The following is a 502-nucleotide window of genomic DNA, read 5'->3' as shown; positions in this document are numbered from 1 at the left end:
AACCAAGGCATTGCCTGGTACCAGTTCCTTAGCGTTTAATTCCTGAGGAAGAAGCGCGTACTTGACGGGGCCGAAGAACGCGGATTGCGTACCCATTAAGAAAAGCAGCAGAAGTAAGACACCATAGCTTTCTGTTATAAAGCCAACGGCGCCTAGCAGCATGATGGCGATTTCAAACAGTTTTACTTTGCGAATAAACCACGATTTCTCGTATTTATCCGCCAAAACTCCAGCAGAGGCAGAAAAAAGGAAGAATGGAAGAATGAATAATCCAGCTGCTAAGTTTATGAATAAATTACTAGAAATGGGTAATGCGCTAGAACCAGCGAAAGCGACAAACAGCAACAAAACGTTTTTAAAAATGTTGTCGTTGAAAGCGCCAAAAAACTGAGTAACAAAATAGGGCAGGAACTTTCTTTGCGTAAGCAAGGACGGCTGTCTGTCGGATGACATGGATAATCCTTTGTTTGTTACCAGTTCATGATGTAGTTAGAAAGCAAGT

Annotated in this window: 1 protein-coding gene; it reads right to left on the bottom strand. The window is 42.2% G+C overall.

Features of this window, described 5'->3' with window-relative positions:
• Positions 1–453: MFS transporter (locus R7O13_RS31375; RefSeq protein WP_318057459.1), on the bottom strand; the 453-nt coding region annotated here is incomplete at its 3' end.
• Positions 454–502: the final 49 nt, after the last annotated feature.

It is taken from the genome of Vibrio sp. Y176 (assembly GCF_033438945.1).
This window is presented reverse-complemented; position numbering and strand designations above follow the sequence as displayed.